1 protein-coding gene is annotated in these 764 nt (G+C 80.8%); it reads left to right on the forward strand.

Going from position 1 to position 764, the window contains the following annotated elements:
- Positions 1 to 33 precede the first annotated feature (33 nt).
- On the forward strand, positions 34 to 764 hold a 731-nt coding region (locus N1F89_RS20620), incomplete at its 3' end, for a PfkB family carbohydrate kinase (RefSeq protein WP_290086380.1).

Here is a 764-nt window from a genome sequence, read left to right on the forward strand (position 1 = left end):
GCCGGCCCGGCAGGGTGGCGCGGCGGGCGGCCGGTGGCGGTGATCGGCCCGCGCATCGTGGCGACCGGCGGCGCCCATGTCGACCGGCGCGGCCGCGTCGCCGGCGTCTATGTGCCGGGCGCCTCGAACCCCGGCCGCATGCGCGAGGAGGTCGGCGGCGCCGCCTTCAACGCGCTCGCCACCGCGGTGCGGCGCGGCGCGTCCGGTGCCTTTGCCGGGCTGCGCGGCGGCGACGCGGCCGGCGCGGCGGTCGCCGCGGCGCTCGAGGCGGCCGGCATCGCCGACCTGTCGGGCGTCCATCTCGACCGGCCGACGCCGAGCTACACGGCGCTGCTCGATGCCGACGGCGAGTTGATCGCCGGGCTCGCCGACATGGCGCTCTACGAGGCCGGCTTCGCGCGCCATCTGGCGCGCCGCGGCTTCCGCGCCGCGGCGGCCGCCGCCGACGCGCTGCTGATCGACGCCAACCTGCCGCCGCCGGCCCTCTCTCTCGCGCTCGAGGCGGCCGGGACACGGCCGGTCTACGCCGTCGCCGTGTCGCCGGCCAAGGCGGTGCGGCTCGGCCCGCATCTCGGCCGCCTGGCCGGCGTGTTCATGACGCTGCGCGAGGCGCGCGCGCTGGCCGGCGCGCAGGCGGACGCGGCGATGCCGGCGGAGGCCTGCGCCGGGGCGCTCGCGGCGGCCGGGCTCGCGGCCGGCATCGTCACCGCCGGCGGCGCGCCGCTGGTCGTCTTCACGGGCGCGGCGTGCTGGCGGGTGACGCC

This window comes from Aquibium sp. A9E412 (assembly GCF_030398335.1).
In the GTDB taxonomy this organism is placed as follows: Bacteria; Pseudomonadota; Alphaproteobacteria; order Rhizobiales; family Rhizobiaceae; genus A9E412.